Genomic DNA, 22,788 nt, shown 5'->3' with positions numbered 1-22,788 from the left:
CTAATTCTAACTACATTCTCCGCACAACAGGTTTACCGTCAATCACTTCACCAATTAAAACCACATCAGCACAGTTGACGAAAATGCCATTTTCCAAAACACCAGGAATATTGTTCAGGGTTTTTTCCAAATTTACAGGGTCACTTATATTATCAAATCTGACATCTATGACCATGTTGCCTTGGTCAGTAATCACAGGCCCTGCTTTTTTGACACCCATTCGTAACTCTGGTATACCACCTAGTTCTTTAATCGCATTAGTGACAGGGGTAAGTGCCATTGGGATCACTTCCACAGGTACAGCAAAACTAGAACCCAATCTGTCCACTAGTTTGCTACTATCAACTACAACAATAAATTGAGCTGCGAGATAATCTACCACTTTTTCCCGGGTATGTGCTGCACCACCGCCTTTAATCAAGTTTTTGTGGGCGTCAACTTCGTCAGCACCATCTATGGCAATATCAATATGATCAATAGCGTCTAAAGTGGTGAGAGGAACGCCGTACTGTTTGGCTAAAACTTCTGACTGAAATGATGTGGGGACACCAACAATATCTTTAAGTTCACCAGATTTGAGGCGCTCACCCAAATACTGAATCGTGTAAGCTGTAGTTGAACCTGTTCCCAATCCTACAATTGAACCTGATTTGACCATTTCAGCGGCGGCTTTGCCAACTTCTTGCTTCATCAATTTGACCGGATCTGCTGCTACGGACATTCCAAAACTCCTGGAAATTGAACAAACTCTCACAGCCGACTATACTATATTCGCAGCAATTGAAAATACGAAGCTGCAGATAAATGAATATAAATTATGTTGCACTTTTGTTAGTTTTTTCAAAATGACTAGTGCAGAATCTCTGAAGAGAACATTTGCGACAATGCCTGAGAATAAGGCATTAAGGTGTTAATTTCTTGAGGAGTCAAGCGAGCACTTATTTCATATCTTAGCAAATACATCATTTGTTGAACCATTTCCCACTGCACTTTTAATGTGGGGCCAAGCATCACATACAGAGCGGATAATTCTTCTTGAATAGCAACAATGCTTCCTTCTAAAGCACATACCCACAGGTATACTTGGAAGATCTCCACATCCCGGATACTAGCAGTTTTCACCACTGGGTCACTCAACATCCCAGACATGGAACTGTAAGCTCGGAATAATTCAGTCACCCCTTGACAAATATTTTTGGCAATTTGTGTACTAACGGGACTTAAATAAAAGTTAACAGTAAAAAGGAGTACAATGCAATTTCCGTGTAGCTTTCACGTTAAAAGAAGCTGATGAAAGAAACCACTACCCCAGCAATGGCACCATGGTTTGAAAGATAGTGTCATTTGATGATGTATTTACTCATCAAGCAGAAAAAAGAGAGTTTAGACATTATTTAGGGGGATGATTGGGTGAAGGTGAGAGAAAAAACCTATTTCAAATGGCAGAGAATGCCCTAGAAGTTATGTAACACCGATTACACCACGTTTTAACTGAAGCACCTTGGTCCAGTTCCCAAGTGAATGACCGTCAGTTAGAGATTATGAACAAGTGTAGTCAGAGGAGAATCACCAGAGAATTTAGCTTAATAATTGATGATTATGACCATAGAAAAAGTGGGAACTTTAGGGATGGAGTAGGAAGAAAATATATTGGAGAAATTGGGAAAAGGGATACTGGAATAGTAGTAGTAACAACACATACATCTATTATGATGGCAGTAAAAGCTTACCATTAGATATAGAGTTATATCACCATGGTGATTCTTGACCCAAAGGGAAACAAGACCCTCTATTTGAGAATAAACCTGAGTTAGGAATTAAATTAATAGATCTGATGTTAAGCCGTGGTTATCAACCAGGAATAGTAATTATAGATCCTGGATATGGCCACAATACATCTTTCTTATTCAAGATAGAGAATCGGAATTGAAAGTATTGAGGAGGATTAGCTAAAAATCCCAAGGTCCTTGCCAGTGACCAAAAGGATAGTCCACAAATAATTAGGTTAGATGAATTAGCACAAAGTTTACCCCAAGAGGCTTTTACAGAAATTCAACTGGAGTTAGATAAAACCAAAACATTATGGGTAGTAACTAAAGAAGTAGAAATATCAGCCTTAACTAACTGGAACGGGCAATATTACTATCGTCATGAACGCTTCGACTTTCTCTCAAGCCACTGATATTGAGTACTTTATGATCAATATTTATTCATCAATTGTCACACCCCAATGGATAGTTGATACATATTCTCAAAGAAATTGGGTAGAAGTTGTTTACAGAGAACCCAAGGGATGGTTAGGACTCAAAGAATATCAAGTTGGAGATAACAGCAGTTTACTGCGCCATTTTATTTTGGTTTTCTGTGCCTACACTTTTATTCTTTGCCATCAGTGGACTGGAGGATGAAGAGGCTATTGATAAAGTAAATATAAAGGGGAGTAGAAAAGGAATGTTGGAAGGATAGGATACATAAAATGTAGTGTATTTACATAGCTACTAATGGAACGAAAGTCTTACCCCACAGACTTAACTGATATGGAGTGGGAAATCCTGGCCACATTGATTCCACCAGCCAAAGAAGGAGGGCATCCACCCACAACAGATATGGGTGAAATATGTAATGCCATCTATTATCATTTGAAAGCTGGATGTCAATGGAATATGCTTCCAGGTGACTTCCCGCCAAGGTCAACGGTATATAGCTATTACAGTAAATGGCAGGGCCAGGGGGTTTGGGAAAAATTCAACCATACATTGGGTGGTCAAGTTCGCTCGCAATTAGGTAAATCAACACAACCTACCGCGCTCGCCGCAGACAGTCAGTCGGTTAACACTGACCAAAAAAAGGGGATGTGTATAGTTTTGACGGATGTAAAAAGGTAAAAGGAAGAAAGGGGCAGACTTTAGTTGGTTGATAGCCTGGGACTTGTGTTGAAAGTTGTTGTTAGTGAAGCGAATGCCCCAGAATGAATACTTGCTGCCTATGCACTAATGGAACTGCTAGAGGAACCCACAGAATTATTGGAAAAAGTCCAAGTTTTATGGGTTGATTCCGGTTATGACGGTGATAAATTTGCACTTGCAGTTTGGTTCCTGATTCAAGCTCATGTTGAAGTCATAGGACCTACTGAGCAAGAATTTAAAGTTTTACCACAACCCTGGGTAGTAGAAAGAACATTTGGGTGGTTTAACCAATATCATCGTCTAAGCAAGGATTATGAGCGTTTAACACAAATGAGCGAAGGGGCTATATATGCTCTTATGACTAGAATTATGCTACTTCCTCTTGTCTCCTCAACATTTACTTTATAAATCATCTCTAAGACCAAGGTGGGCTAAGAAACCTTTGAATACTTTTACTGAAGCTTTAGAAGCATTGAGAACAGCCATATCTTTTCTATTTATTGATTGGTTCAACTGGAATCCGGACGTGTTTCCTTCTTATCAAGCCAGTTTGGGCTACATTTGGGCTTGATTTTTGTTTACGTCCCGGTAACTGGTAACAGGTTTTACACTGCGGATAAAACCGGAGAATTATAGTTATGTTTAGCTGCTGCCTCATAGGTATTTTGTAGTGGCATATATAAATAATCATCAGTGACTTTAAAGTATGAAGTAATCAATAATTACTCAATAGGTTCTAGTAATTGAATGAGCATTTGGCTAGTATAATGAAACTGCGTACTAACAAAACCAATAAAGCTAGGGTCATTACCTATATATTTTCATCTAATTACGCTTATCTCTGCACCAATTAACGTAGACACGTGCCTATGAGTCACTTGCTTGGTATAGTCTAATAGTATCTGTTGATCACACGAATTCTTCAATAATTTTCGTTACAAATTGAGTTGAGATTGTTTCCATGCAATTGATATTGACTGGGTGTATACATTGAGAACTTTTTCATAGAAATTAAAAGAATCTGCCGCAATCTCCCACGGATTAATCATACTGAAGTGTATACAATGCTGTTTGATTTCAGATGCTACTATCATTAGCATCTCTGTTTTATTCGAGGCTTTGGCGCTAACACTTCGTAAAGATTCCCTGATTTCCTGAACTGTTTTCTCTCGTCCTTCTGGTGAAGTTATCTCAGATGAAGCATACAGATGAGAACTGCCTTGATTTTTGTTAGCAATATGGAGGTTTTGTAAATAGTTTTTAGCCCATTGCTGCGCTAAAGATTCCACTGATATATTACGTTCTCCATCTATAACTGAGTTGAAATCATTACTGGAAATTTCTTTACCCACACTAATTATTTATTACTTAAATACTACCTAAAAAATCTTAAATACCCAAATTATTTTTTTATAGTACGATACTGCCAGTAATATTTCTCGATCTTAAATTCCTACTATTCGCATATTTACGTATTATTATAGCAATATCACTTAGGTAATGACGGTATCACATACAAGTTGTCTTCAAAATCAAATTTAAAAGTAGTAATTCTATAATTAGCTTGTTTAAAACAATTAAAATTTTTAATAACTAGAATTAAGCCTATTGTATCAATATTAAGCGTGCTATAAGTTCCAATTAGTCTGAGAATTCCGATCTACTTGAGTGCTATAGTCGTATACACTTGAATGAGGGAAAAAATAGACATCTTGGAGAATTAATTTTATGTTATAATCGGCCCTTGTCTTTGTTTTAGCCAAAAGTTAGAGTTACACGGTTATGTTTGAATTAGGGAGCCTAAAGAACACCAAAAATACATAAAATCTAAAACTCTCTGTCATACAACAGAAACAATTTTGCAATAGGTCTATACTACCAAAAAATCCTTACACCAAAAGGCTTTAAAGCCTTTTTCCTGCTATAATATAGACACAGTCACGTCTCCTATAGGGTGCGTCAGTCCTATAAATTAGTTACTATCAACAGATTTTGACATTGTTTATTATATCCAAAAAGTTATCCAATCCAAATTAATGGATAAGTTACCCCATGGTGGATTTTATCCAGAAAAATTAATTAGTCGGGCAGAATTAGCATCAATTTTAGTTAAAGCCTTTTATTTAGATAAACGAGAAATAGCCAAACAAGAAAAAGCCATAATTCTCCCAGCCAGATGTGCCTAATTATCATTGGGCATATCAATATAGATATGCAGACAGTGCTAAAAACCGATATTATGAAAGGCTATCGGGGGAATATGTTTTTCCCAAATTAAAAAGTAACGAGGGCTGAATGGTTAGCAATTTTTGCCCAAGCTTACGGAGTCTTTCAATTTCCTGATCAAACCATCAACTAAATTTTGACACCCTACCTAGATGCAGCAATTATACCTAATTGGGCTAGAAAAGCGATCGCCACAGTGATCACTTAACGATTCATTAATAAGGCAATATTCAACCATTACTCCCCATGACCCGTGGTGACATACATGGCTTATCTATTAAGTAAATATTTGCAACGACAAAAACCACAAGCAGAAACACCAGTAGTTCCCACCAACCTGCAATTTTGATGAAGACAAGGATAAACATAGCTACTGACCGCTAACCAAAGTTATACTGCTACAACAACATTAATGACAGTCAGATACTTGTAGCCACCTGAGCGTGTAAAAATTAAATAATGCCAAAAGTAGAGTTAGAGAGGAAAACCCTATAGTATGCATCTGAGTGAAATAACCCATCCTAACCAGTTACATGGTTTGTCTATTCGGCAATTGCAACAAATTGCCCGTCAAATCCGAGATAAGCACCTACAAACCGTAGCAGCGACTGGAGGGCATTTGGGGCCAGGTTTGGGAGTTGTAGAATTAACTCTAGGGCTTTACCAGACATTAGACTTAGATCGGGACAAAGTTATTTGGGATGTGGGACATCAAGCTTATCCCCACAAATTAATCACCGGACGTTACAGTAACTTCCACACTCTCAGACAAAAAGACGGAGTAGCCGGTTATCTCAAACGCTGCGAAAACAAGTTTGACCACTTTGGCGCAGGACACGCTTCAACCAGTATCTCAGCCGCTTTAGGCATGGCTTTAGCCCGTGACTTAAAAGGGGAAAAATTTAAATCCGTTGCAGTCATTGGAGATGGCGCTTTAACTGGTGGTATGGCGCTCGAAGCTATCAACCATGCAGGACACTTACCAAAAACTAACCTGCTCGTGGTTCTCAATGACAACGAAATGTCAATTTCTCCCAACGTTGGAGCGATTCCTCGTTATCTTAATAAAATGCGTCTGAGTCCGCCGGTGCAGTTTCTTTCAGATGGCATTGAGGAACAGCTAAAACATATTCCTTTCGTTGGTGAATCTATTTCCCCAGAACTGGAACGCATTAAAGAAGGAATGAAGCGGTTAGCAGTTCCCAAAGTGGGTGCAGTTTTTGAAGAACTGGGCTTTACCTACATGGGACCAATGGATGGGCATAATTTAGAGGAGTTGATTGCTACATTCCAACAGGCACATAAAATTACTGGTCCTGTTTTAGTTCACGTAGTTACAACTAAAGGTAAAGGGTATGAACTAGCTGAAAAGGATCAAGTAGGCTACCATGCTCAAAACCCATTTAATTTAGCCACTGGTAAAGCTATACCTTCCAGCAAGCCCAAACCACCTGCTTACGCAAAAGTCTTTTCTCACACCTTAGTCAAACTAGCCGAACAGAACCCGAAAATTGTTGGTATTACGGCAGCAATGGCCACAGGTACAGGTTTAGATAAACTACAAGCCAAACTTCCAAATCAATATATTGATGTGGGTATTGCAGAACAACACGCTGTTACTCTCGCTGCGGGATTAGCCGCTGAAGGTATGCGTCCCGTTGCGGCTATTTATTCCACCTTCTTACAACGTGCCTACGACCAAATTATTCATGATGTCTGCATCCAAAACCTACCTGTGTTCTTCTGTTTAGACAGGTCCGGTATAGTTGGTGCTGATGGGCCAACTCACCAAGGTATGTATGATATTGCTTATATGCGATGTATTCCTAACATGGTAGTAATGGCTCCCAAGGATGAAGCTGAACTACAACGCATGGTAGTGACAGGTATTAACCATACCACTAGCCCCATTTCTATGCGCTTCCCCCGTGGTAATGGTCACGGTGTACCTTTAATGGAAGAAGGTTGGGAACCTTTGGAAATTGGTAAAGGAGAAATTCTCCGTCAAGGTGATGATGTGTTAATTCTTGGCTATGGCACAATGGTTTATCCAAGTATGCAAGCAGCAGAAATACTCAGCGAACATGGCATTGAAGCAACAGTGATTAATGCCCGTTTCGTTAAGCCTTTAGACACAGAGTTGATTGTACCTTTGGCTAAACAAATCGGCCGGGTTGTTTCTTTAGAAGAAGGCTGTTTAATGGGTGGCTTTGGTTCTGCGGTGGCTGAAGCTTTAATGGATGCTAATGTTTTAGTTCCAGTGAAGCGAATTGGTGTACCAGATATTTTGGTAGATCATGCTACTCCTGATGAATCTTTTGCAGTGTTAGGTTTGAGTAGTCGTCAAATTGTGGAAACTGTTTTGCAGGCTTTCTTCAAAAAAGAATTAGCTGTTGTGAAATAATTCTTATTTGTGGAGACGTTCTTTGGAATGTCTCTACAACCATCAAATGCTTAACGTTATTGTCAACCGTTGGGCAACTTCCAGAATAGAACTCACGGCATAAATCTGATAAACCAGTGGGTACAGGCACGGGTTTAAGTCTAGCGATCAGTTCTCAGATTATACTCGAAAAGTATGGTGGACAAATTAGCTGTGTTTATGGTCCAGGGAAGAGGTCAGAATTTGTGATTAAGATTCCTGTGAAGGCTCAATATCTGTTGTAGATTCAGCATTTCAACATATTGAAAGCATTTTGATTTTAACAAAGCCGAAACTCTACGTTTTTTATCGAAATTAATCTTAAATCTTCAATTTTAGAGAAAATTCTTGTGTAAACATTCAGCTAATGCCTAACGGCACGCTACGTGAACAGGCATCAGGAGTCAGCTTTTTCAGACTAACACCAAAAATACCTGTTTGATAATTAACAAATTTCTCAACCATTCTGACTCCTGAATCCTTAGATTATTGTTAATTTCTGTTTTGATATTCAACCGGGCTAGTTCTTCAGCAGATTCTAACATTAAAGGTGTAAAGTAGATACATTGACGCTGTAAAAATCTCCCTAACACTTGTGTCCTACCTGTGATATATTGAGCTTCTCAAACCCAAGCATATTCTTGACGAATGGCTTGAGCATATTTTTGATACTCAACCGATTCAGCAGCTAAGATTGCTAAATCTGCATCAAGTAATACTTGACTATCTATATCGTGTGCTTGGTGATTTTTAGTAGCCATAATCAGATTTTTAACTTTAGTAAAAGTGTTAGCTGGAATTGCTAAAGTGTTCAGCATATCAACAGCATAGTCAGCACTTTTTTCTTCGTTATCTCGAAGATGAGTATCATATACGATATCATGAAACCAGGCGGCAAGTTGTACAGAAGCTAAATATTGGATATAGATTTGCAACACATCTATTGTGCTAAGGACATAGTGAATATGTTGTAGAGTATGATAAGATAATAGCGACTAGGGGTAGAATAATAAATTGCCACTAGTTGAGGAAATGCCTTATTTGCCATTATTTGGCTCAACACCAAAGGGTTGCAATGTGTGTTGCCAGTGAGCTAATAATATAGCTGTGAGATTAATGAATAGTCATCGCCTTGGAAATACTATCTCTGATTACCATTCTTTACCTCTTCTATCTGTCCAGGATAAGATAAATGAGACTGCGGTAATTGTCCGGGCTCTGCCTTTAATTGGAGGCTGAACAAGATAAGGATTATTAGGTACAGGATTGACTACAGTTGTTGTTAGATCTTTATTTGGTGCTGCTTGAAGGTTATTAAAATTAGTGTAAGAGTTTTGTGGCTGATTTGTTTCAGTGGGTTGAATGTAACCCATATTAGAACTAGCTGGTAAAGCCTGATTAGGTAAGCTGTTATTAGGTGAAGTTTACCTTATTCCTCTATTGTTATCCAGAGGATTAGTTTGATTTGTATTAAGTGATTGTTTAATGGCTGTTTCCAAAGGATTCACTATAATAGTATTTTGATTAATTAGACCACTTGCTAAATTATCAGCAGTTTTTGGGGCTGTTTTGCCTGGCAATGTAGTTAAATTATTAATACCTAAAAACTCATTATCTACATAACTTATATCAGATGTTAATAAATTTTATGCTTGTAGCACGAATGGACTTTTTGCTATTGGTGAAGAAACATTACTAACTGTTATTAAACTAGAGTTAGATCTGACTTCATTTGCAGCAACAGTTTATTGATTAATTTCATCTTTCACAAATATTGGACTGTTATTTTTCTCAGTCTTGTTTTCAGCATTGATTGTGGTTGTCGATAAAGTTGATTGGGAAAAATCACTGAACAATGTAGGCATATTATCAATATCTGCTGCGATCGCTTTATCTTCCTCAGAAAGATCAGTAGTCTCTTTCTCAACAGCTTCTTTATTAGGTTCTTGATTTGGCTCTACAGTAAAAATGCCTGGATTCAACCAATATCCCCTAAATGCCAGTCTTAGAGCCACTAAAAAAAATCCAGTCCCCCAAAAACTAGGTCGCAGGAAATTGGATAATCTGGCTTTAAGGTAGCGGAAGTAAGCAGGGGGATAGTTGTGTTCTCGCATAATTTTGTCCAATTTAATGGGTAATAAATTGGCAAAACCAATGGTAGGAGGTAGGAGGGGAAAAGGCAATCTGTTGCATCAGTTTCTTAAACTGTTCTTACTGGATAGCTATTTTCACTATGTTGCACTAGTGCTAGTTTGACTGTACGTTTATCCATACCATAAGTATACTAAATATAATTGTAGCCTTTAAACAATCATTAGACATTGAACATACACTTAAATTAGTCAAGAATTTATGTTTATACAGGTTCTATGAGGCTGAAGTAATCAAAAAGCTAAAATATTAAGTATTTTTACTTAAAATGTAAAGCTACTCCCTTCCCAGTATGAAATTAGGGGTGTGGGATTCGACCTTACGCAGAAGCATTATCCCTCTACCCTATTACTATGACCTTATTCTTTTAATGGGAAGGGAGTAGGATGAAATTTTGGTGTTTTTAAGAATAATTTTGATAATTTTTCGACAATTTATGGTTTGGGTTTAACTATTGGTCACTTTGGATATCATCTGGAGTTGAAACCTGGATTAATTTTATTGGTATAGCTGGATAATAAGTAGGTGGGCAAAAAAACTTATAACTATGTCATGGGGAATGCAGCAAAGCCGAATCAAGCAATCCCAATGGTTTCAAGTAATTTATATTTTGTTACATGGTTATGTTTATTTGTGTCTACCTACTTAGTTCAACTTTTTGCTCTTTAGTTACTACTAAACTCTGCACCACCGTACCATTTAGGAGAAGTAATGATGAAAGCGGAAGATATCATGACTAAGGACGTAGTTACTATTCGTGGTTCGGCAACCGTAGCAGAAGCAGTCGGACTAATGAAAGAAAAAGGATTGCGTGCGCTGGTTGTGAATCGTCGTTATGACAATGATGCCTATGGCATTGTCACAGAAACAGATATTGTTTATAAGGTGGCAGCTTACGGCAAAGACCCCAAACAATTACGGGTTTATGAAATTATGAGTAAGCCTTGTATTATTGTTGATCCTGACTTAAGCGTGGAATATGTAGCACGATTATTTGCTAATGCTGGTATTCGCAGAGCGCCTGTGATTCAAGGCAAACTGTTAGGAATTATTTCTATTACTGATATTCTCACTAAGAGTGATTTTGTGGAAACACCAAGAATGCTGGTGTTAGAAGAGAGAATCGAAAAAGCAATTGCAGAAGCTCGTGGTATTTGTACTGAGCAAGGTGCTTATTCTAAAGGCTGTGCTTCTGCTTGGGATGAAGTGGAAGAACTGCAAGCAGAAGCTGCTCATCAAAAATCAGAAACTATGGTATCAGCTCAAATTCCTTTTGAAGAATATTGTCGAGAAAATCCAGCTGCACCAGAATCTAGAAATCCTTAATAAAGAATAATATCTACACTAATACCAATTAATAGCTATCAGCAGTCAGCTTTTTCAGGCTAACGCCAAAAATACCTATTCCTGACTCCTGAATTCTTACACTTTTAATTGGTATTACCTTTGTGCAACTCGCATCAAGAGAAATAGACCTGTTACTAAACCGAATGAATTAGGTAGCCAAGCACCTATTAAGGGAGAGAGAATATCAGCCTGTGCCAAAGCTCCAGAAACTGATAATAATAAGTAGTAACTGAAAATAACTATGACACTAATTCCAAAACTCGTTCCTCTTCCAGTACGTTGAGGTATGGTTCCCATTGCTGAACCAACTAATCCAAAAATAATACAAACAAAGGGAAAGGCGATCTTTTGTTGAATTCGCACTTCTAATTTTCTAATTTTTTGGGGATTTCCAGCTAGACGTTCTACTTCTAGTTGTTGCAAGGCTTGGGAGATATTCATTTCCCCATAATCTCGGCTATTTTCTGCTAAGTTCAAAGGCGTGCGTGGCAGTTGTAATTGTTGATGTTCAAACCGCAAAATATTACGATATGAACGGTCAGGAGCTACTAAATAAATTGTACCGTTGTAAAAATTCCAAACTTTTTGGGAAGCATTCCACTGGGCAGATTCTGAAACTAAAATCTGATTTAGTCCTTCTCTAGAACGGTCGATAATTGTTAAACCTTGCATTTGCTTGCCATCAAATTGGTCAGCATAAAACAAGCGTGAAAGTATTTTAGTTGTGCTACCATCTTTTTCTTTAACTTCTCGGTACTCAGGATAATAAATATTGTGTTGTTTAAATGATGGTTTGTCTGATTTAAGTGCCTGTTCTAGAGTACGAGTTGCTTCATAATTGGCTGCTGGGGCAATTTGTTCATTAAATATATAAGTCATGGCTGTGACTAAACTACTTAATAAGACGGCAGTTAGTACCATGCGATAAACACTTACTCCGCATCCCCGTAAAGCAATTAGTTCACTTTCACTAGACAACCTACTGTAAGTCATCAAAGTAGCTAGTAAAGTGGACATAGGGAAGGAATAAACCATCACATAGGGTAATTTTAAGATAAAAACTTTTAATGCAATATTTATTGGTAGTCCAGATTCTACTACTTTTCGCAATAATTCAAATAAGCTATCAATGGCTAATACTACAGAAGTAAATGCCCCAACTCCGAACAAAAAAAGTGGGAGTAACTGCATAGCCAAATAACGATCCATGATGGAAAAAGGCAGCAGTGAACCGAGTGTGTAGAAGGATTTAATCTGCTTATATGTCATAATACAAATTCAAAATGCCAAATTCAAGATAAGTAGGTAGGTGTTAAAAATTTTCGTTATGACAAGGTAAGAGGTGAAGCAGCGCGGTCTTGGGAAGCCACTGCAGTGGACGGGTTTCCCCCATTTAGGCGCTTCGCCTTCCCCCAGGGTGCGACTGGAGAACCCGAAGGGCACTCATGCAATAGGGAAGAGGTTTTGGTCAATTTTACTTTTCGTTACATACTTCTCTCCGACAAGCCGCTGCGCGTCTACCGTTTTTTTGTGCCTTCCTAACTTACGCCTAATAGACCTCTTGCAAAATTGTTTCTGTAGTATAATAGAGAGTGTTAGATTTTATGTATTTTTAGTGTTCTTTGTGATCGCTAATTCAAACATAACCGTGTAACTCTAACTTTTGGCTAAAACAAAGACAATCCCCTATTATAACATAAAATTAATTCTGCAAGAGGTCTAGTTTTTCTGTCAGGGATACATACACATTCAAAAATATGCTAATTCAAACTGGGTTTCCAGGTTTCAATCTGTAGCATTCTTTTTTCAAACTGGTTTAATAACTTTAAAAGTTAGATATCGTCAAATCTGATGGAATAGATGTTGGAGAATGTATTTATGATTTATTATCCTGAACGAAGTCGCTAATGACGAAAATTTAGAACATATTTTATATATATAGATTATAGATAGTTGAGAAAATAAGATATTAAAGAAGATATTATTGTTAATAACATAGCAGTGCTAAATGATTTATAAAAATTTTTCTGTTGCCTTTTTCTTTTTCTCTGAGTTGATTTAAGCGTTAAAGTTATCCCCTAAATAATATTGTCGTACAAGGGGGTTATTGTAAAGTTCTTCAGCAATGCCAAAAGCGAGGATTTGCCCTTCGCGCATGATGTAGCCACGATCAGTAATCGCTAGTGTTTCGCGGACATTGTGATCTGTGATTAAAATTCCCATACCGCGATCGCTCAACTGTCCCACAATATCTTGAATTTCCGCAACTGCTATGGGATCAACTCCCGCAAACGGTTCATCCAAAAACAGAAATTTTGGACCTTCTCTTCCTGCTGCTAAAGCCCTGGCTAATTCTGTCCGTCGTCTTTCACCTCCAGAAAGTTGAATACCTTTGCTATTGGCAACTTTTTCTAAGCGAAACTCTCCTATTAAATCATGTAACCGTGTCGACCACTCCCTGCGTGGGACATTAGTTTGTTCCAGTACCAAGACAATATTATCTATAACTGAGAGTTGACGAAAAACACTTGCTTCCTGTGCTAGATAGCCAATACCCAATCTAGCTCTTCTGTGCATTGGCATTCCTGTAATATCTAAATTATCCAACCACACCCTACCCTGATTAGGTTTTTCTAAGCCTGTGGCAATATAAAATGTGGTGGTTTTACCAGCCCCATTGGGGCCGAGTAATCCGACAATCTCACCTTGAGCCACAGAAAGGTTAACGCGATTGACAATTACTCGCTTACCATAAGATTTGTGAATATTTTCTAAAACAATTTTCACTATTCGCGTTTTTGTGGTGTGAGATGCTAATTAGATCGCTTGAGGGCTGGTGTTTTGGGGGCAGGTTTAGCCATTTGTCCATTGACATTAGAGTCATCCACCATATATACAGATTCTACCTGACGATTGGACTGGGGTAAGGCAATAAATCGACCTTCATCAATCAAATAAGTGACTTTCTCTGCCCTAATACTATTATTACCTTGTTGCAAAATATAAACATTGCCGCTGAAATCAATCCGTCTTTCTTTGCTAAAGTATTGTGCTTGGGCTGCGGTTGCTTGTAACTGACGAGCAGGATACAACATCTGCACATTACCGCGAGCGGTGATTACTTGAGTTTTAGCATCATATTCCTGCACATCAGAGCGAATACTTAGCGGGCGATTCCCCCCGGCTGATTGGGCTGTAGCGGTTGGTACTTGGCTGGGAAGGGAAACCACACCCAAGAGTGCTACAGGCAGCATTAAAGATAATGCTAGACGGTGCATTTGTAATTTTGGCAAGTGATAAAGAGGTATCATAGAAATTTGGTGATAGAAGATTTCAGGTTATATCAGGTGACAGAGTTAAAAGCCTGTTCGTGTCTAAGTCTTATCATCTGTTAATGTCTGAACCACCTTGGCAGTTGCTTTATATTCTGATTTGGAGGCTTGACGGTTTCTTGCACCTCAAGGTTTCGTTATATCAACTCCGGTTGAATAATAATCATATCTGTTTGGGCTGGTGATTGGTAATTGGTGATTGGTAATTGGTGATTGGTGATTGGTAATTGACTCGCAGGCCCAATGCCTAATGCCCTATCCCTACACATATCGACAATCATTAACCGGACGTAATCTTACTTCAACTTTTGAATCATGGAAATTCTTGGTAAAGGCAAGGCTGCGGTTTCATGCCAATCACCACTGGCAATTTTCTCTGGGTCTGTTTGTTGGAGTGCTTTGAAAAATTTCACACTCTCAAGTAGTAATTCTTCTACGTTTATGCCGTAATCATTACCTGGGTAACGACGCAGACGATTACTACCTTCTCCCAATAAAATCATTGCTCCTCGTAGGTTGCGATTACTCAGGTGATATAAGGCTACAGCAATTTGCAGAATGCCTTGATACAAACTTTTCTCTGGCTCAGTTGCTTCAATCCACAGAGCTTCTAGGGTGTCATGACAAGCGTAGAACTGTCCAGAGTTGAACTGTTCTACTCCTTGCCAAAACTCTTGGGGCAGGTGTTCACTCATCCCATGCTGTCCCGCACTTCTTTTATGGTTTCAAGAGAGATGTCTTGTCTTTCGCCAGCAAATTCGTTGTCATTGGTTAGAAACAGCATACAGTGACATTCTTTGCGTTCTCGCATGGGTACGCAAGGACAGTTCCAATAGGCTGCGCTGACTTCCGCTTCTTTATCTTCATAGTGACGGCAGGGACATAAAGGCGCACCGAGGTCGTCTTTATGTTTGGCTAAACCTTCAATTACAACTGCTGTGACGGAAGGTTCAGAACAGAAGTACGTTCCAGTCCGTTTGGCGTATTGTTCGGAAAAATGCCGCATTGCCTCTAGGCTTTTATCACTGGATTTTGTGTTAACTTCTGAATTTATCATGGGATCGGCGTTGATAATTTAAATATTTTTTTGCATTGTACAACAGGCAGGAGTCAGGAGTCAGGAGGTAGAAGTTTTCGATTTTTGATTTTTGAATTGATTTCTGTTCCCTATAATGAAGTTAATGGTTTTTGCAGTTGAAGTTGCAGTTCTTGTTCACTTTGCAGAATGATACCGGGGTAATCTCCGTTGATTACGACTTGTTCTAAGGATGAATTTCCATTCTCCCATAAAACCCAGCGACTTCCCAGTGGTAAGGCAGATAAGGTGATGGGGTTTTGGGTGAGCCAAATTCAAGGATAACTTTCTGGCGGTGTATTCGCTTCTTCCAGGGGGTTGGTTACTGCTAATGTTTCGAGAATGGTAATGTCACCTTTGACTAAATCTGTGGCTGCTGTCCAAAGTTGAACTTGTAGTTGTTTTCTTCGTGCGTAAAAATACAATGATGGTGCTGCGGTTACTGCTTATTCAAATTGTTCTTCTTGCCAATTGGCAGCACTATCAAGGGCAGTTATTACTTCTTGTCCACCTGTAATAATTTCTAATTCGGGAACTCGTAATTCTCCGTATGGGGCACTTGTACGCCAATGAATGACACGGGTGGGATCACTTATGCGATAAGGACGGAGCGATGGCACTATTCCTGATGTTGCTAATTGTAGCGGTTTACCTCGCGGATCGTTTCTTTGACTGTCATCTTGGCCGATTTCATCTACTAATGGGTAAGCGGTGAGGGGTAAGACTGTGGAATAGGCTATGGCTATAGCTTTACATTCTCGCTGACGACGACACCAAAATAATCCCCAAGGCGCACCTGTAGCTAATTCTACTGTTTGCCATCTGTATAGTCCCCGATGCTGGGTGTGGTGGTAGTATTGCCAGCGGTAACTATTTTTTCCTTCAATGGTATCAATGGGATTATTGATTGGTTTACCTAAAATAAAAGGCAGGATATCGGCAACTTGTAATAAGGTTACAGGTTTTTGGGTGGGATTTATAGATTTCTATTTCAATGCTGAGTTCCTCTCCAACTGTGACTGGTGGGATGGGAGCGCGTTTGACGACTAGATTTTTGAGCGAGCGCCGTGCTAAAAAGACCGATACACCCAAAAGAGCAAGACAGACTCCACTAATTACATATAACCAGCCAGCCATTGTATTGATAGCAGCGCCTAAATAACAAATAGCCACGCCAGCTAATACCCAAGCGCCATAACTAGGAGATGAAGCGTGGGTTTCTAGGCGATTAGTAATATTTTTGGTGATTTTCATAAATTTAAGGAGACAGAAGGCAGAAAGGAAGAAAGCAAGTTTTAAGCTGTTACGCATTTACTTTTTTTGCCCAAAAGGCTTGCTACAATGACTCTAGGCCACTAAATATTAAATTTAGGTGAGTAACAGCTTATTAGATGAGAATTATTTATATTAACAACATCAAAAATCAACCGAGTTCTGATAGTAGAAAATTAAGGTTTATTTACTCATAACACACCCTAAAAGATAGCAACTTTGGTTAACTTATATCATCTAACAATCCCAAGCTAGTTAATTTTTTATGGTTTTCCTCGGAGATAACCAAAACAAGTAATGTTGCTTTGCTGATATCAACTGCTGTATCCTCTTTGGAATTTTGAGATTTTTCTTGACTGATAACTATTGCAGATAATACAAAAGCTGCACCAATAAAACCGTTTAGTCCCAGTTGTTCCAATACTGCTCGGTTAAGGAAGAAGAGGAGGTAAGATCAGGAGAAAAGAGTTCGCGTTTGAGTTACGAGAATTAAGAGCCCCGTTAAAACAGAAAAGCCACACTATGAACAAAGAAGAGTGTCCCCATCAATAAATAATATTTAATTGCTCAAATATAAAGGTAGATATAAAGGTAGAAAAGCGAAAATATGATAAGACTAAATAGCAGTTGTTAAAAACATAAAAGAAGGTTGATTGACAGTGGTACTACCACGATGACATCGTTTTTTACTCAGGAACTTGGAGCGCGTCTTTTTCAGAATCCTAGGATTACTTCTAAATTTAGGAGGTGGTATTTCTAAATATGAAATTTATGGAACTAACCAACTATAAAATAGATGTAAATCTTCAGTAGCAGCTTGTGGAAATTGAGGAACAGCACGTCGAATTAATCGTAAACTACCAGTAAAACTCAAACCTAATGGCGAGATTCCTGCTTCGGAAGCACTTTGGAACATCAAACAACGAATACAAAAATGTCCTAACAACCAACCATAAATTTCTTGGACTACTTCACGAGGACTCTTAGAACGAATCAGAGTTTTACGCCCCAATAGATGCACCTTTAATTCATCCAAAGTATTCTCAGCTTCCCATCTAGTATGATATTCTTGAGCTAAAATCAGTGCTGGGAAAGTCGAAATATCCATCAAATCAGTAGTCAAACGGTATACTTTATCAGAACCATTATCTTCAATCACATATTCAATTACACAAATAGGAATTCTCTTTGCACCTTTCTTTTTAGATTTACCATCAGGTGCAACCCAAGACAAATAAGAACCATTACCCAAAGTTTTGACGAGCTCAAATTTCACATTCGCTGGCACACGACCAAGGATATGACACTTTTGTTTGATTGCGGCATGAACCATTTTAAAAGAATGCAATCCCCTGTCCCACATTAACAACATTCCTTCCCCAACACTGGGAAGGATTTGAATTGCTCTTTTTCTTTCACCAATTCCATAGGGACTTAATAGAGAGAGCATCAACAATTACATGAGTTCCTGCTTCTACTAAAAAAACCAATCTGGCCTTTGGAAAAGCTGGATATGTACCCGGTGGTAAACCAGGATAACCAAATACTTTACCATTGGCTGGAGTATCAGGGATATCAAAAACTGTTCCGTCTACAGCCATCAATCTTAATCCTCCCAAAAAAGTACCTGGTGTTTGTATTGTGGCCAGGGGTTTTACTACCATTTCAAACAAACGAGTCATCACACCAGGACCAATTCTTTAGGACCAATTCCTTGACGTGCTTCACTGATTGATGAAGAAGTTGGTGCAATAAAACGTAGACGATGGGGTATTTGTAAACCACTCAAACCTTGAATCAGATTTTTGAAGACATCAACTATAGAGTCAGTTGAGGAAAAACTCATGGCAATGACTCAAGCTACAACTACGTGAGTGGGTAGTATTCCTTCTCTTCGTTCTTGAGAAGAAGTATTGATAATTGCTCTGTGTATAGTTTGAGCGGGAATGACTTGTTCTAACGCCACAAGCAATTGCGCTTTGGCCACTGATGCTGCAATGACTTCAAAGTTGATTAGTGACATTTGCACCTCTGTTCAGTTTCATTATAGTTTTAAAAAACTATAAAATGAATGGGTATTTGTTCTCGTAAATATTCCGTGAACAAGTTAATTTTTCTCATTCCCCCCGTAAGTCAATGCCTGCAAAAGACTCGGATATTATTTCTAGAGCCGAATTAATACAACAAGCTATTGCGACTTTACAACTATCTATTCAACAAATTCAGGCTTCTAGGTAGCACCTCCTGGATGTTGCGTTTTCTGTTACTAAGCATCGGGTCAGCAGGGTACTTACTGCTATTACAAGTTGTAGGCTAACAAGCCTATTTTCCCTACTCAATCACCTGATAAACTCAGCGAATATAAGCATTTAGGCAAGGCTGGAAGCCCAAATCATATTCATGCTGTCCTCTCGGTTGCCAGACGAACCCAAATTTACCACTTGCAGTCGTGTATTAATTATCTTAGGCAAAATTGGGTAGAATTATACGATAGTCTCAAAGAGAAAAAGTCAATCTGTTAGTTCTCGTAAACAAAACGCGAATACATTTCTCTTGATCTTACCCCCTCTTTTTCCTTAACCGAGCAGTATTGCCAGTTGTTCACCAAGTAACCAATATGAGAATTTTTCTCCAAATATTGGCTCTAGCGTGTAGAGTAAAGCCGCTTCTTCAGATCCTATCCAGCGTTGAGCTATTGTTTGCAGCCAGATAACAAGAGCAGTTGCAACTAGCCGCAGGTAAATAGTCACACCCCAATTTTCATTAATGCTCTTCCACTCTTCAATTAATTCTGTATTACTCCAGATCAAGCCCATAACTGCAATTACAAATAATTATATACTGGTAGGTTATAAAGATAGGTGGTGGGATGCTACTTGTTCTAGAATAAGAGTATAAACTGCTTACAGAAAAGCATCACCTATCATTAACAAATTGCCAATTGCTAATATTCCCTCTCCCCAAAACATCACACCGACACCAATAACTGCCAGTCCGGCTGCAAGGAAAGTTTTCCACGGTAAGTAACGACCCAAAAGCCAACCCATTAGAGGTACTATGATTGCACTCAGACTGATAATAAATGATGCTTGGTTGGCATGGGGATACTCTCAAGAGCAATTGCTTCCGTTGCTAGATAGGCAAAAATAAGATGCCCAAGATTAAACTATCATGTAATAAAAGGGCGTTTAGCCAACGCAAGTTGACGCTAAAAAATAATGCTGCTACGGCAAATCTCGTGGCAATTAATACACTTGGCGAAAGACTAATTACTATTCTTTCAATCAGTGGAAAAGTTGTACCCCAAATGATGTTAATGAGGACGAACAGTATAATTCCCTGAAGGTACAAATTGTTTTGTGTAAGTTGATGAGTGGAATTACCGGGCCTGACACTAGCCGTCACCCAGCGGCTAAACATCTTACTCAGAAACAATATCATAAGGCTTTTCCAACTATCCCTTCAATAATTAGGAATAGAGTGGGTAATATCATTATTACCATTTTTTTGTTAAACACTATCTTACTCCCTTCCCAATATGAAATTAGGGGTGTGAGATTCCACCTTACGCAGAAGCATTATCCCTCTACCCTATTACTATGACCTTATTCTTTTAGTGAGAAGGGAGTATCACCGTTCTCATTTAAGGGTATTTGATTTGTACAAATTACCATAACATCAGCAAGTACTAAACGCTCGCCACAAATACAACGCAATTCTGGAAAAGCTTCATAATGAGTGCCTAAAACACCAATAAATACAACTAACCATTTTTGTAAAAGACTGTGTTTTGCACCACCCATTGGTTTTTGAATTGCTTCTCCATTAATATATTTGCAAGCAGGTGATTCTTCAATATAAGGAAGTCTTAAAAACTGCTCTAATGTGATACTTGCTAAAGCAGTAGCTTTGCTTTCTGTTAACCCAATATTTTTGAGCATCAGGTTTTGATTTTAGGTATATTTTGCAAGTATTGAATTTTTTCTTTCTTTGCGTCTCTGTGTGAAAAAAAGACCTAAAAACTATATATCAATACCTTGGGATTTTAACTAAAAAAACCAAAAAGTCGGAACAATATCAATATCAATGGCTGAAAAAGCCAAACTTCGTTAAATTATTGATAATAGGGGCGATTTATTGCGAAAATTGCCTTGTTTAACTTTTTTGGAAAAACAAAGATAAGTAAATTTAATTAACCGCAGATGAACACAGATGAAAAATAGGGTGGGAAAAATAAACCCACCCTTAATAAATTAACGTTTCGCTAATTTCTTTGCCATCTTGCGGAGACGAATTGACTGGGGTGTAACTTCCACCAATTCATCTGGTCCGATATACTCCAATGCACGTTCCAAGCTCATATCTACAGGTGCTTGTAATTGCACGAGTTCATCACCACCAGATGCACGGTGGTTAGTTAGCTGCTTGGTTTTGCAAACATTTAATTCCAAGTCTTGAGGACGATTGTGTTCACCAACAATCATACCTCTATAAACCTTAGTTCCTGGAGTGATGAAGAATGAACCTCTATCTTCCGCGTTTTTCATGGCGTAGAAAGTTGAAATACCTTCTTCAAAGGAGATTAAAACTCCTTTGTTCCGGGCTTCAATATCACCAGAAAGCTGACGATAGTCGAGGAAACTGTGGTTCATAATGCCTTCACCACGGGTCATCCGCATGAACTCACCACGGAAACCAATTAAACCACGGGCTGGAATAACAAACTCTAGTTGTGTGCGATCACCTGCTACGGGTTGCATATCTTGCATTTCGCCTTTGCGTTGTCCCAGGCGTTCAATACAGCTACCAACAGCATCGGCAGGAACGTCTAAAACCAAGAGTTCATAAGGTTCACAAGGTTGACCGTTAACTGTACGGTAAATTACTTGTGGCTGAGAAACTTGGAACTCGAAGCCTTCCCGACGCATGGTTTCAATTAAGATACCCAGGTGTAATTCACCCCGACCGGAAACTAGGAATTTATCAGGAGAATCAGTTTCTTCAACACGCAAAGCTACGTTGGTTTCTAATTCACGGAACAAGCGATCACGCACTTGGCGAGAAGTCACTAGCTTACCTTCTTGACCAGCAAAAGGTGAATCATTCACCCAGAACGTCATTTGCAAAGTTGGTTCATCCACCTTAATTAGTGGTAAAGCTTGGGGTTCGTTAGGATCTGTAATTGTTTCCCCGATGTAAGCATCAGCAAAACCAGCGACAGCAACGATATAACCAGCAGTGGCTTCTGTCATTTCCACTCGCTTCAAGCCTTCAAATCCCATCAATTTGGTAATTTTACCCTTGACAATGCTGCCATCTTCCACTACTAAAGCAGCTTGTTGTCCAGCGCGAATAGTACCGTTGTGAATTCTACCAATCACAATCCGTCCCAGATATTCAGAATAATCTAGGGTAGTAACTTGCAATTGCAGAGGTTTGTTAGGATCGCCCACTGGTGCGGGTACATGACGGAGAATTGCATCAAATAGAGGCTGCATATCTACCGATTCAGCTTCCAAGTTTTCCTTGGCATAACCACCCATACCCGAAGCAAACAGATAGGGAAAATCACACTGGTCTTCATCTGCGCCTAATTCTAAGAACAGATCCAAAACCTTATCAACCGCAACGTGAGGATCAGCTTGTCCGCGATCAATTTTGTTAACAACAACAATAGGACGCAGACCTTTTTCCAAAGCCTTTTTTAGTACAAAGCGGGTTTGGGGCATTGGGCCTTCATTGGCATCAACAATCAGCAGACAACCGTCCACCATGCCGAGTACTCGTTCTACTTCCCCACCAAAGTCAGCGTGTCCAGGGGTATCAACAATATTGATCAGGGTTTCTTTGTAGCGAACCGCTGTATTTTTAGAAAGAATAGTAATTCCTCGTTCCCTCTCCAATGCATTGGAGTCCATGACACAATCCGGAACGTCTTCGCCTTCGCGGAAAATGCCGGACTGTTTGAGAAGAGCATCAACCAAGGTGGTTTTGCCGTGGTCAACGTGAGCGATAATGGCGACGTTACGAATTGGGAGCGTCATACAGAGTTTAGGT

20 protein-coding genes and 7 pseudogenes are annotated in these 22,788 nt (G+C 38.9%); 7 read left to right on the top strand and 20 right to left on the bottom strand.

The window, feature by feature from the left end:
* Nucleotides 1–10 precede the first annotated feature (10 nt).
* Nucleotides 11–721, bottom strand: a complete 711-nt coding sequence (gene rpiA / locus AAZO_RS20935; RefSeq protein ID WP_013192727.1) for a ribose-5-phosphate isomerase RpiA — start codon at nucleotides 719–721, stop codon at nucleotides 11–13.
* Nucleotides 722–849: 128 nt separating this feature from the next.
* Nucleotides 850–1,179, bottom strand: a complete 330-nt coding sequence (locus AAZO_RS20930; RefSeq protein ID WP_187289543.1) for a hypothetical protein — start codon at nucleotides 1,177–1,179, stop codon at nucleotides 850–852.
* Nucleotides 1,180–1,290: 111 nt separating this feature from the next.
* Here AAZO_RS20930 and AAZO_RS31715 point away from each other — a divergent pair.
* The 3 pseudogenes from AAZO_RS31715 to AAZO_RS39645 all read left to right on the top strand — a co-directional run.
* Nucleotides 1,291–2,405 (top strand): annotated as a pseudogene (locus tag AAZO_RS31715) (IS701 family transposase); the annotation flags it as partial.
* A gap of 96 nt (nucleotides 2,406–2,501) precedes the next feature.
* Nucleotides 2,502–3,314, top strand: a pseudogene (locus tag AAZO_RS31710) (IS5 family transposase).
* A 7-nt stretch (nucleotides 3,315–3,321) separates the two neighbouring features.
* Nucleotides 3,322–3,477 (top strand): annotated as a pseudogene (locus tag AAZO_RS39645) (IS701 family transposase); the annotation flags it as partial.
* A 364-nt stretch (nucleotides 3,478–3,841) separates the two neighbouring features.
* Here the strand turns inward: AAZO_RS39645 and AAZO_RS27540 are convergent.
* Nucleotides 3,842–4,258, bottom strand: a complete 417-nt coding sequence (locus AAZO_RS27540) for a hypothetical protein (protein WP_049790876.1) — start codon at nucleotides 4,256–4,258, stop codon at nucleotides 3,842–3,844.
* 657 nt (nucleotides 4,259–4,915) lie between these two features.
* On the opposite strand from AAZO_RS27540, the pseudogene AAZO_RS31700 reads away from it, so the two are divergent.
* The 3 genes and pseudogenes from AAZO_RS31700 to AAZO_RS34370 all read left to right on the top strand — a co-directional run.
* A pseudogene (locus AAZO_RS31700) lies at nucleotides 4,916–5,481 on the top strand (S-layer homology domain-containing protein); the annotation flags it as partial.
* Nucleotides 5,482–5,628: 147 nt separating this feature from the next.
* The gene (gene dxs / locus AAZO_RS20895) at nucleotides 5,629–7,536 is read left to right on the top strand and encodes a 1-deoxy-D-xylulose-5-phosphate synthase (RefSeq protein WP_013192725.1); all 1,908 of its coding nucleotides are present in this window, start codon (nucleotides 5,629–5,631) and stop codon (nucleotides 7,534–7,536) included.
* Nucleotides 7,537–7,649: 113 nt separating this feature from the next.
* Nucleotides 7,650–7,799 (top strand): annotated as a pseudogene (locus AAZO_RS34370) (ATPase); the annotation flags it as partial.
* 378 nt (nucleotides 7,800–8,177) lie between these two features.
* On the opposite strand, the gene AAZO_RS42880 reads toward AAZO_RS34370, so the two are convergent.
* From AAZO_RS42880 to AAZO_RS20880, 3 genes are all read right to left on the bottom strand, one after another.
* Nucleotides 8,178–8,492 carry an HD domain-containing protein gene (locus tag AAZO_RS42880; RefSeq protein WP_338026957.1) on the bottom strand — a complete coding sequence of 105 codons (315 nt, stop codon included), beginning with the start codon at nucleotides 8,490–8,492 and terminating at the stop codon, nucleotides 8,178–8,180.
* 213 nt (nucleotides 8,493–8,705) lie between these two features.
* A complete protein-coding gene (locus AAZO_RS35770) occupies nucleotides 8,706–8,927 on the bottom strand; it encodes a hypothetical protein (protein ID WP_041641683.1) in 222 nt (73 codons plus the stop codon).
* 372 nt (nucleotides 8,928–9,299) lie between these two features.
* On the bottom strand, nucleotides 9,300–9,668 hold the full coding sequence (locus AAZO_RS20880) for a hypothetical protein (RefSeq protein ID WP_144031351.1): 369 nt from the start codon (nucleotides 9,666–9,668) through the stop codon (nucleotides 9,300–9,302).
* A 748-nt stretch (nucleotides 9,669–10,416) separates the two neighbouring features.
* Here AAZO_RS20880 and AAZO_RS20875 point away from each other — a divergent pair.
* Nucleotides 10,417–11,031 (top strand): CBS domain-containing protein, encoded by a 615-nt coding sequence (locus tag AAZO_RS20875; RefSeq protein WP_013192724.1) that lies wholly within the window; start codon nucleotides 10,417–10,419, stop codon nucleotides 11,029–11,031.
* A gap of 114 nt (nucleotides 11,032–11,145) precedes the next feature.
* Here AAZO_RS20875 and AAZO_RS20870 read toward each other — a convergent pair whose 3' ends face one another.
* From AAZO_RS20870 to typA, 14 genes and pseudogenes are all read right to left on the bottom strand, one after another.
* Nucleotides 11,146–12,261 (bottom strand): LptF/LptG family permease, encoded by a 1,116-nt coding sequence (locus tag AAZO_RS20870; protein ID WP_041641673.1) that lies wholly within the window; start codon nucleotides 12,259–12,261, stop codon nucleotides 11,146–11,148.
* Between the two features lie 849 nt (nucleotides 12,262–13,110).
* Nucleotides 13,111–13,839: an LPS export ABC transporter ATP-binding protein gene (lptB, locus tag AAZO_RS20865; RefSeq protein ID WP_013192722.1), complete on the bottom strand. Its 729-nt coding sequence runs from the start codon at nucleotides 13,837–13,839 to the stop codon at nucleotides 13,111–13,113.
* Between the two features lie 26 nt (nucleotides 13,840–13,865).
* Nucleotides 13,866–14,363, bottom strand: a complete 498-nt coding sequence (locus AAZO_RS20860) for an LptA/OstA family protein (protein ID WP_013192721.1) — start codon at nucleotides 14,361–14,363, stop codon at nucleotides 13,866–13,868.
* A gap of 158 nt (nucleotides 14,364–14,521) precedes the next feature.
* A complete protein-coding gene (locus tag AAZO_RS35765; protein ID WP_013192720.1) occupies nucleotides 14,522–14,665 on the bottom strand; it encodes a hypothetical protein in 144 nt (47 codons plus the stop codon).
* Between the two features lie 15 nt (nucleotides 14,666–14,680).
* A complete protein-coding gene (locus AAZO_RS20855; RefSeq protein ID WP_013192719.1) occupies nucleotides 14,681–15,079 on the bottom strand; it encodes a DUF309 domain-containing protein in 399 nt (132 codons plus the stop codon).
* Nucleotides 15,076–15,441: a ferredoxin thioredoxin reductase catalytic beta subunit gene (locus AAZO_RS20850; protein ID WP_013192718.1), complete on the bottom strand. Its 366-nt coding sequence runs from the start codon at nucleotides 15,439–15,441 to the stop codon at nucleotides 15,076–15,078. Before AAZO_RS20850 ends, AAZO_RS20855 begins: the two co-directional genes overlap by 4 nt.
* Nucleotides 15,442–15,551: 110 nt before the next feature.
* Nucleotides 15,552–16,713 (bottom strand): annotated as a pseudogene (locus tag AAZO_RS20845) (DUF58 domain-containing protein).
* A 241-nt stretch (nucleotides 16,714–16,954) separates the two neighbouring features.
* A complete protein-coding gene (locus tag AAZO_RS20840; RefSeq protein ID WP_013192717.1) occupies nucleotides 16,955–17,152 on the bottom strand; it encodes a hypothetical protein in 198 nt (65 codons plus the stop codon).
* 348 nt (nucleotides 17,153–17,500) lie between these two features.
* Nucleotides 17,501–18,754 (bottom strand): annotated as a pseudogene (locus AAZO_RS20835) (IS4 family transposase).
* Between the two features lie 553 nt (nucleotides 18,755–19,307).
* Nucleotides 19,308–19,547 (bottom strand): EamA family transporter, encoded by a 240-nt coding sequence (locus tag AAZO_RS27535; RefSeq protein WP_049790875.1) that lies wholly within the window; start codon nucleotides 19,545–19,547, stop codon nucleotides 19,308–19,310.
* 87 nt (nucleotides 19,548–19,634) lie between these two features.
* Nucleotides 19,635–19,778, bottom strand: coding sequence for a hypothetical protein (locus AAZO_RS35760; protein ID WP_187289542.1), 144 nt, complete (start codon nucleotides 19,776–19,778; stop codon nucleotides 19,635–19,637).
* Nucleotides 19,779–19,863: 85 nt separating this feature from the next.
* Nucleotides 19,864–20,151, bottom strand: a complete 288-nt coding sequence (locus AAZO_RS34365; RefSeq protein ID WP_228371334.1) for a hypothetical protein — start codon at nucleotides 20,149–20,151, stop codon at nucleotides 19,864–19,866.
* 185 nt (nucleotides 20,152–20,336) lie between these two features.
* Nucleotides 20,337–20,672, bottom strand: coding sequence for a Uma2 family endonuclease (locus AAZO_RS20820; RefSeq protein WP_013192716.1), 336 nt, complete (start codon nucleotides 20,670–20,672; stop codon nucleotides 20,337–20,339).
* Nucleotides 20,673–20,984: 312 nt separating this feature from the next.
* Entirely contained in the window at nucleotides 20,985–22,775 is a 1,791-nt protein-coding gene (gene typA / locus AAZO_RS20815; protein WP_013192715.1) for a translational GTPase TypA, read from the bottom strand.
* Between the last annotated feature and the right edge of the window lie 13 nt (nucleotides 22,776–22,788).

It is taken from the genome of 'Nostoc azollae' 0708 (assembly GCF_000196515.1).
GTDB lineage: Bacteria > Cyanobacteriota > Cyanobacteriia > Cyanobacteriales > Nostocaceae > Trichormus_B > Trichormus_B azollae.
The sequence above is the reverse complement of the archived record's forward strand: the minus strand, read 5'-3'. Positions and strand labels throughout refer to the sequence as shown.

Excerpts from the sequence above, each read along its gene's own strand:
- dxs (WP_013192725.1), top strand. The coding sequence starts at position 5,629 with ATGCATCTGAGTGAAATAACCCATCCTAACCAGTTACATGGTTTGTCT.
- rpiA (WP_013192727.1), bottom strand. The coding sequence starts at position 721 with ATGTCCGTAGCAGCAGATCCGGTCAAATTGATGAAGCAAGAAGTTGGC.
- AAZO_RS20820 (WP_013192716.1), bottom strand. The coding sequence starts at position 20,672 with ATGCTCAAAAATATTGGGTTAACAGAAAGCAAAGCTACTGCTTTAGCA.
- AAZO_RS35765 (WP_013192720.1), bottom strand. The coding sequence starts at position 14,665 with ATGATTGTCGATATGTGTAGGGATAGGGCATTAGGCATTGGGCCTGCG.
- AAZO_RS20850 (WP_013192718.1), bottom strand. The coding sequence starts at position 15,441 with ATGATAAATTCAGAAGTTAACACAAAATCCAGTGATAAAAGCCTAGAG.
- typA (WP_013192715.1), bottom strand. The coding sequence starts at position 22,775 with ATGACGCTCCCAATTCGTAACGTCGCCATTATCGCTCACGTTGACCAC.
- AAZO_RS35760 (WP_187289542.1), bottom strand. The coding sequence starts at position 19,778 with ATGGGTTGGCTTTTGGGTCGTTACTTACCGTGGAAAACTTTCCTTGCA.
- AAZO_RS20870 (WP_041641673.1), bottom strand. The coding sequence starts at position 12,261 with ATGGATCGTTATTTGGCTATGCAGTTACTCCCACTTTTTTTGTTCGGA.
- AAZO_RS20880 (WP_144031351.1), bottom strand. The coding sequence starts at position 9,668 with ATGCGAGAACACAACTATCCCCCTGCTTACTTCCGCTACCTTAAAGCC.
- AAZO_RS20860 (WP_013192721.1), bottom strand. The coding sequence starts at position 14,363 with ATGATACCTCTTTATCACTTGCCAAAATTACAAATGCACCGTCTAGCA.
- AAZO_RS34365 (WP_228371334.1), bottom strand. The coding sequence starts at position 20,151 with ATGTTTAGCCGCTGGGTGACGGCTAGTGTCAGGCCCGGTAATTCCACT.
- AAZO_RS20855 (WP_013192719.1), bottom strand. The coding sequence starts at position 15,079 with ATGAGTGAACACCTGCCCCAAGAGTTTTGGCAAGGAGTAGAACAGTTC.
- AAZO_RS35770 (WP_041641683.1), bottom strand. The coding sequence starts at position 8,927 with ATGGGTTACATTCAACCCACTGAAACAAATCAGCCACAAAACTCTTAC.
- AAZO_RS20875 (WP_013192724.1), top strand. The coding sequence starts at position 10,417 with ATGATGAAAGCGGAAGATATCATGACTAAGGACGTAGTTACTATTCGT.
- AAZO_RS27535 (WP_049790875.1), bottom strand. The coding sequence starts at position 19,547 with ATGGGCTTGATCTGGAGTAATACAGAATTAATTGAAGAGTGGAAGAGC.